General features: G+C 68.8%; 7 protein-coding genes. 5 read left to right on the top strand and 2 right to left on the bottom strand.

What is annotated here, in order from left to right; translation table 11 throughout:
- Nucleotides 1-54: 54 nt before the first annotated feature.
- The 3 genes from creB to creD all read left to right on the top strand — a co-directional run bounded on the left by creB (nt 55) and on the right by creD (nt 3,652).
- The gene (gene creB, locus E2F46_RS02495) at nt 55-729 is read left to right on the top strand and encodes a two-component system response regulator CreB (protein ID WP_133320562.1); all 675 of its coding nucleotides are present in this window, start codon (nt 55-57) and stop codon (nt 727-729) included.
- A gap of 6 nt (nt 730-735) precedes the next feature.
- The gene (gene creC, locus E2F46_RS02490; RefSeq protein ID WP_133320561.1) at nt 736-2,169 is read left to right on the top strand and encodes a two-component system sensor histidine kinase CreC; all 1,434 of its coding nucleotides are present in this window, start codon (nt 736-738) and stop codon (nt 2,167-2,169) included.
- A 124-nt stretch (nt 2,170-2,293) separates the two neighbouring features.
- A complete protein-coding gene (creD, locus tag E2F46_RS02485; protein WP_243720271.1) occupies nt 2,294-3,652 on the top strand; it encodes a cell envelope integrity protein CreD in 1,359 nt (452 codons plus the stop codon).
- 44 nt (nt 3,653-3,696) lie between these two features.
- On the opposite strand, the gene E2F46_RS02480 is transcribed toward creD, so the two are convergent.
- On the bottom strand, nt 3,697-4,440 hold the full coding sequence (locus E2F46_RS02480) for a class I SAM-dependent methyltransferase (RefSeq protein ID WP_133320559.1): 744 nt from the start codon (nt 4,438-4,440) through the stop codon (nt 3,697-3,699).
- 130 nt (nt 4,441-4,570) lie between these two features.
- Here E2F46_RS02480 and E2F46_RS02475 point away from each other — a divergent pair, with 130 nt between their 5' ends.
- Together E2F46_RS02475 and E2F46_RS02470 are read left to right on the top strand one after the other, a co-directional pair.
- The gene (locus E2F46_RS02475; protein WP_133320558.1) at nt 4,571-5,173 is read left to right on the top strand and encodes a GNAT family N-acetyltransferase; all 603 of its coding nucleotides are present in this window, start codon (nt 4,571-4,573) and stop codon (nt 5,171-5,173) included.
- Nucleotides 5,170-6,066 (top strand): carbon-nitrogen hydrolase family protein, encoded by an 897-nt coding sequence (locus E2F46_RS02470; protein WP_133320557.1) that lies wholly within the window; start codon nt 5,170-5,172, stop codon nt 6,064-6,066. Before E2F46_RS02475 ends, E2F46_RS02470 begins: the two co-directional genes overlap by 4 nt.
- Nucleotides 6,067-6,311: 245 nt before the next feature.
- Here E2F46_RS02470 and E2F46_RS02465 read toward each other — a convergent pair whose 3' ends face one another.
- Nucleotides 6,312-7,169 (bottom strand): endonuclease/exonuclease/phosphatase family protein, encoded by an 858-nt coding sequence (locus E2F46_RS02465; protein WP_133320556.1) that lies wholly within the window; start codon nt 7,167-7,169, stop codon nt 6,312-6,314.
- Nucleotides 7,170-7,180: the final 11 nt, after the last annotated feature.

Here is a 7,180-nt window from a genome sequence, read left to right as displayed (position 1 = left end):
GATTCCCGATTCCCGATTCCCGATTCCCGATTCCCGATTCCCGATTCCCGCCCCATGCCCCGCATCCTGCTGGTCGAAGACGAATCCGCCATCGCCGACACCGTGGTGTACGCGCTGCAGGCCGAGGGCCATGCGGTGGTGCATTGCGCCACGGCAGGCGATGCGCTGCGCCAGGCCGGTGCCGTCGCATTCGACCTTGCGGTACTCGACGTGGGGTTGCCGGACATCGGTGGTTTCGCGCTGTGCCGGGAACTGCGCGCGCGGCATGACCTGCCGGTGATCTTCCTGACCGCGCACGGTGCCGAGGCGGACCGCATGCTCGGGTTCGAACTGGGCGCGGACGACTACATCGCCAAGCCGTTCTCGCCGCGCGAACTGGCGGCACGGATACGGGCGCTGCTGCGACGCGTGGCCGCCGCTGCGCCGGCGCCAGTGGCGTCGAAAGGCTTCGAGCACGATGCCGAAGGCCGCCGCATCCGCTGGCACGGGCAGTTGCTCGAACTCACCCGCTACGAATACGGCCTGCTGGCGGCGCTGCTGGCGCGGCCGGGTGCGGTGCTGTCGCGTGCGCAGCTGATGGACCGGGTGTGGGGCGATGCGCTGGACAGCAGCGACCGCACCGTGGACACCCACGTCAAGACGCTGCGCGCGAAGCTGCACGCCATCGCGCCCGGCACCGACCCGATCCGTACCCATCGCGGCCTGGGCTATTCCGTGGATGCCGGCTGAGCCGCGGTGAAGATCGGCCTGCGCATCCTGCTGGGGTACTTCGTGATCGTCGCGATCGCCGGCATCCTGTTGCTGCGCGTGTTCGTGCAGGAAGTGAAGCCCGGCGTGCGCCAGGCGATGGAGGACACGCTGGCCGATACCGCCAACGTGCTGGCGGAACTGGCCACCGACGACATGCTGGCCGGGCGCATCGCCGACGGCCGCTTCGCCCGTCGCATCGATGCGCTGCGCCATCGCGACCTGGGCGCGCACATCTGGGACGTACGCAAGCGCCGCGTCAGTTACCGCGTCACCATCACCGATGCCGCGGGCATCGTGGTCTACGACTCGGCAGGCCTGGACATGGGCCGCGACAATTCGCGCTGGAACGACGTGTACCTGACGCTGCGCGGCCAATATGGGGCGCGTTCGACCCGCAGCGATCCGGACGACGAAGACAGCACGGTGATGCACGTGGCCGCGCCGATCCTCGACGGCGACCGGCTGATCGGCGTGCTGACGGTGGCCAAGCCGAACAGCGCGACCCAGCCGTTCATCGCGCGCAGCGAGCGCACCGTGCGCCGCTGGGGGCTGGTGTTGCTGGGCGCGGCGCTGGGCATCGGCCTGCTGGCATCGTGGTGGCTGTCGCGCCAGTTGGGCGGCCTGCAGCGCTATGCCCGCGCAGTGACCGCGGGCGAGCGCGCCACGCTGCCCGATGCCGCGGGTGAGTTCGCCGACCTCGGCCGCGCGCTGGAAACCATGCGCGACCGGCTGGAGGGCAAGCAGTATGTCGAGGGCTACGTGCACAGCCTCACCCACGAACTCAAGGCGCCGTTGACCGCGATCCGCGGTGCGGCGGAACTGCTGTCGGAACCCTCGCTGCCCGAGGCCGACCGGGTACGTTTCGCCGCGCACGTCGATGGCCAGAGCGAACGCATGGCGCAGACCATCGACAAGCTGCTGGCGCTGGCGGCAGTGGAATCGCGGCAGCGCATCGAGCAGCCGGAGGCGATCGATGTCGGCACGCTGCTGGCCGACGTCTGCCTGCAGTTCGCATTGCGCGCGGAGCAGCAGGGCGTGTCGCTGCAGCCACCGCGGGAACCGCCCGCGGCCATCGTGCGCGGCGACGGCTTCCTGCTGCGGCAACTGTTCGCCAACCTGCTGGACAACGCGCTGGCGCACGCGCCGGCGGGCAGCCGGGTGCGGTGGTCGCTGGTACGCGCTGGCGCGCATGTCGTGGTCGAGATCGGGGACGAAGGCCCCGGCGTGCCGGAGTACGCACTGGGCCGGGTGTTCGAACGGTTCTATTCGCTGCCGCGTCCCGGGGGCGGCAGCCGCAGCAGCGGACTGGGCTTGCCGTTCGTGGCCGAGGTGGCCGAACTGCACGGTGGCCGCGCGTCGTTGGCCAATCGCGACGAGGGCGGCGCCATCGCGCGGGTGGAACTGCCGCTGGCGGACTGACCGGACGTCGTCGCCCGCGCCGTGCTCCGCCCGATGCGGGTACTTCACCGTCGCCACACATTCGCGCCATCGCCGGCCCATGCCGCGCGGGCACGCTGGCGCCCTCATCCGGAGGGAGCGTGCGATGAAGCTGGCTTTGAAGGTGTTGGTGGTGGTGCTGATGACGCTGGCGATCCTGGTGCCGTTGGCGATGATCCGTGGCGTGGTGCACGACCGGCAGGTCTATCGCGCCGAGGCGGTGCAGGCGATCGCGCGCAGCGAGGCTGGTGCGCAGGGCATCGCTGGCCCGGTGCTGGTGGTGCCATGGACCGAGATCGTGGAAGTCGAGGAAAAGGACGCGCGCGGCGACGTGGTGCGCACGGTGCGTCGCGACGGGGAAAGCGGCGAATGGGTGTTCTTCGCACAGGACGCGGCATTCACCGCACGGCTGGCGCCCTACACGCGAAGGCTGGGCCTGCATGAGATCCGCATGTACGCGCTGACCGGCAACCTGCGGGCACGCTTCGATGTGCAGGTGCCGGCCGATGCCGATCCCGCGCTGCCGCGACGGATCGGGCAGCCGTGGCTGGGCTACGGCATCGCCGATGTGCGCGGCCTGCGCGCCGCACCCCGCCTGCGACTGGACGGCAGCGAGGTCGCGCTGCAGCAGGGGCAGGGGCATCGCGGCCAGCCGGGGGTGCATGTGCGCTTGCCGGTGCCACGGGCCGGCACCTCACTGGCCTTCGATGCCGTCCTCGACGTGGAGCTGGCCGGCGCCGAAGCCTTCGCCTTCGCGCCGCTGGCAACGCGCAACCACGTCGTGGTCGAGTCGACGTGGCCGCACCCGCAGTTCAATGGCGCGTTCCTGCCGCGCGAGCGCAGCACATCGGCCTCCGGGTTTCGCGGCGAATGGGAGGTCAGTGCATTGGCGACCAATGCCCAGGCGCAATATCGCGGCGGGCAGGGGCTGTCCTCGACCGACGTGGCCGCGGTGCGTGACGGCGGTGGCAACGGGCTGGACGTGGTTGGGATTTCGCTGGTCGACCCGGTGAATCCCTACGTGCAGGCCGACCGTGCCACCAAGTACGGCGTGCTGTTCGTGCTGTTGACCTTCGTCGGCTTCTTCATGCTCGAGTTGGTCAAGCAGCTGCGCATCCACCCCATCCAGTACGGCCTGGTCGGGCTGGCGCTATCGATCTTCTTCCTGCTGCTGGTGGCGCTGTCCGAGCACATCGCATTCGGCTGGGCCTATCTCGCGGCCAGCGTGGCCTGCATCGGCCTGCTCGGGTTCTATCTCGCACACGTACTGCGCAGCACGCTGCGGGGCGGCGGGTTCGCGGCGATGCTGGCCCTGCTGTATGCCGCGCTGTACGGCCTGCTGGTCTCGGAAGACAACGCACTGGTGCTCGGTGCGGGACTGCTGTTCGTGATCCTCGCTGCGCTGATGGTCGCTACCCGCAGGGTCGACTGGTACCAGCTGGCGGCGCCGGCCCCGAAGCCCTGATTGCAGGCAGAGGTCGAGTTCGAGTGGACCGCTGCAGCCGGGCGTCAGGCTGCAGCGGTTTCGCGCTCGAGGAACAGCAGCAGGAAGCCAAAGAACTCGGCGCGCGGGGCAAGCGCGTGGCCGACGACCTTCCAGCCTTGCTTGCGTGCCTGCCGGTCGTAGGCGCTTGCGCCGATGGCAGGCGTGATGCGGCGCGATGCAGTGCCGTAGAACGCCGCGCGCTCGGCCATCTGGTCCTCGAACGAAGGCGTGTTGAAGCGCGGGTCGGCGTTCATCATTTCCGGATCGGTGATGAAGTTCAGCGCCAGCACCGCATGTTCCGATTTCGGGTCGAAGTAGCGGAACACGGCGGGCATGGCGTCGAAATGCTCGCAGAAGCCGTGGTAGATGCCGCCCAGGTTGTTGTCCAGCACGATCATGTCGTACAGGCCGAGGCGATCGTCGCCCTCGTTGATCATCCTGAAGCTGTCGCCGTGGATCGACGTGACCTTCGGGTCCAGCTTGCCGGCCAGCCGCGCCGCGTCCTGGTCGATGTCGCACAGGTGGGCTTCGCTGACCCGGTCGAGGTAGCTGTGCGACATGTTGATGCCGGCGCCGGCGAACGGGTCGAGGATGCGTGGCCGCTCCATCGGGTAGCCGTGTGCCGCGCACAGCCAGAACACGGTGTCCATGTGGAACACCACGCGCGTGTAGTTGCGGAGCGGCGGCGCCAGCGCATGCAGGCCATTGATGCCGGCGATCGCTGCGCGGCGGGTCCAGTAGTGCAGATCGGCGGAAACCGAAGCCATGGTGTCACCCCTGTAGCGAAGACAATGCGTCGGGACCGGTGCATCATGGCGACTGCCGTGGTGATGCCTGCGGCCCTGTTGTGAAACAACGTGAAGTCCTACGGGTTCCGGACAAGGCAGGTGGCGCACCATGCAATCGCAGCAGATCCAGGTGGTGCGTGGGGCCGAGGCGGGGCCGTGGCTGGAGGCGGTGGCGGCGCTGCGGATCGCGGTGTTCCGCGACTGGCCCTACCTCTACGCGGGTGATCCGGGCTACGAGCGCGAGTATCTCGCCGCCTACGCGGCATCGCCGCGCAGCGTGTTCGTGCTGGCGCTGGAGGGGGATCGACCGGTCGGCGTATCCACCGGCTTGCCGCTGGCCGACGATGCCGAGGCATTCCGGGCGCCGTTCGACGCCCGTGGCATCGATCCCGGCGAGGTGTTCTATTTCGGCGAGTCGGTGCTGCTGCCGGCGTGGCGCGGCCGCGGCATCGGCCACGCATTCTTCGATGCACGCGAAGCGCATGCGCGAACGTTGGGGGGCTTCCGCTGGACGGCATTCGCCGCCGTGGATCGCGACGTGGACGATCCACGACGCCCGCCGCGACATCGTGGCAATGATGCGTTCTGGTCGCGGCGCGGTTACGTGCGGCAGCCGGGCATGACGATGCGCCTGCCGTGGGAGGAAACCGGCGTGGGAAGCACCATGCACGCCCTGACATTCTGGCTGCGGCCACTGGAGCACACGCCATGAGGGTCGCGGTGGCGCGTTACGACATCGCTGCACCGTCGAGCTTCGACGCGTTCGCCGAGCGCCAACGTGCGTGGCTGCAGGACGCCGCCGATGCAGGTGCACGCATCGCCGTGTTGCCGGAGTACCTGTCGCTGGAGCTTGCTGCGACGTTCGCGCCGGAAGTGCAGGCCGACTTGCCGCGTTCGCTGGCCGCACTGCAGGCGTTGCGGCCGCAGTGGTGTGCGCTGTACACCTCGCTGGCGCGATCGCTGTCGATGCATGTGGTGGCAGGCACCTTCCTGCTGGACGTCGCCGGGGAGGGCGGGCAGGCGCCTCGCTATCGCAACCGTGCCGACCTGTTCACCGCGCAGGGCGGGCACGCCTGGCAGGACAAGCTGCAGTTGACCGGGTTCGAGAAGGCCGTCGGCACGATCGAGCCGGGCGATGCATTGAAGGTGTTCGCGCTGGACGGACTGCGCGTCGGCATCGCCGTGTGCTACGACATCGAGTTCCCGCTGCCGGTGCGCGCGCAGCGCGAGGCGGGCGCGCGCGTGTTGCTGGTGCCCAGCTGCACCGATACCGAGGCCGGCGCGCACCGCGTGCGCATCGGTTGCCAGGCGCGCGCACTGGAGAACCGCTGCCATGTCGCGCAGGCGGTGACCGCAGGCATCGCGGAATGGAGCCCGGCGCTCGACGTCAATACCGGCGATGCCGCGGTCTACGTGCCGATGGACGTCGGGTTTCCCGCCGATGGCGTGCTGGCACGCGGCACGCCGGCACAGCGTTGGGTATTGGCGGACGTGGATGCGGATGTGTTCGATGCCACCCAGGCGTCGGCTCAGGTGGGGATCGACCGCGATTGGCGGGGTCAGTTGGTGCCCGCGCTGGCACGTGCAACGCTGGAACGCCTGTAGCGTACCTTCCGGAAGTGCGCACCCGCCGTCATCCCCGCGCAGGCCGGGAACCATGGGCTCGGGTCTCGAGTAAGGCCTGGCGGGGAATTCGGCGGAGTCGATGCCCGTCGAGGAGTTCCGGGCTCCTGGTTCGTGCCGTGGCTGCGGAATCAATGACACCGTGGGAAGTGGTTCGCTTGCGAGGATATCCCGCGACACGGCTCCCCGGCGTCTTTCGAACGCGGGATGTGGCCAACGACCCCCGCTCACTCCGCTTCGGCAGTCCCCGTCGGCAGGATCGCGAACTCCGACAGCACGCCGTGGTGGTCGGATGCCCACGCGCCGGTCTCGTCCGGTTGGGTGAACAGGATTTCCGAGCGCAACGCCTCGAAGCGTCCGCGCTGGAAGTAGATGTGGTCGATCCGCCGCGGTGTGTCGAACCAGGCAAGGTTGAGCGTAGTCGCCTCAGGGCTTGCGTCGGGATGCAGCTGCCCGAAGCTGTCGATGTATCCGCTGCCGGTCAACGCAGCAAGTTCGGGTGCATCGGCCAGGGCATTGAAGTCCCCCCCGACGATGCTGGGTGCATCGCCGGCGGTCCGCGTGATGAACTCCATCAGGCCATCGATCTGGCGCGCGCGAAGCGCCGCGCCGCCGGGGGTATGGTGCAGGTGGGTGACGTAGATGTTGACCGGTTGCCCGCGCACGTCGATCCGCAGCATCCCGGCGTTGCGGCCGTCGTCGCGTGGCTCCAGCGCCACCTGGTCGCGCGCCAGCACCGGGTGCGGGGTCAGCAGGGCGTTGCCATAGCGATGCACCTTCTCTTCCGGATCGACACTGGTGAAATACACCGCGTAACCAAGTTCGGCTGCCAGCCATTCGGCCTGGTTCTGCAGGTTCTCGTGCTGCAGGACTTCCTGCAACACGATGGCATCGGGTCGCAGCGCGCCCAGCACGCCTGGGATCTGCGCGCGGCGCTTCGGCCAGTCGTCACGGTCGTGGTAGAGGTTCAGCGTGACGACCGTGACGGTCGAATGCGCATCGGACGGGGTGGCTTGCGCGTGAGCGGCCATGCAGCCGGCGCAAAGCAGGCTGGCCAGCAGCAATCGAAACAGGGGGCGATACATCGCATTGTCCG

The sequence above is a fragment of the Luteimonas aestuarii genome (assembly GCF_004357985.1).
Taxonomy (GTDB): Bacteria; Pseudomonadota; Gammaproteobacteria; order Xanthomonadales; family Xanthomonadaceae; genus Luteimonas; species Luteimonas aestuarii.
This window is presented reverse-complemented; position numbering and strand designations above follow the sequence as displayed.

Bases quoted from the DNA above. Each gene is read 5' to 3' on its own strand.
- E2F46_RS02480 (WP_133320559.1), bottom strand. From the start codon at position 4,440: ATGGCTTCGGTTTCCGCCGATCTGCACTACTGGACCCGCCGCGCAGCG.
- creB (WP_133320562.1), top strand. From the start codon at position 55: ATGCCCCGCATCCTGCTGGTCGAAGACGAATCCGCCATCGCCGACACC.
- creD (WP_243720271.1), top strand. From the start codon at position 2,294: ATGAAGCTGGCTTTGAAGGTGTTGGTGGTGGTGCTGATGACGCTGGCG.
- E2F46_RS02465 (WP_133320556.1), bottom strand. From the start codon at position 7,169: ATGTATCGCCCCCTGTTTCGATTGCTGCTGGCCAGCCTGCTTTGCGCC.
- E2F46_RS02470 (WP_133320557.1), top strand. From the start codon at position 5,170: ATGAGGGTCGCGGTGGCGCGTTACGACATCGCTGCACCGTCGAGCTTC.
- E2F46_RS02475 (WP_133320558.1), top strand. From the start codon at position 4,571: ATGCAATCGCAGCAGATCCAGGTGGTGCGTGGGGCCGAGGCGGGGCCG.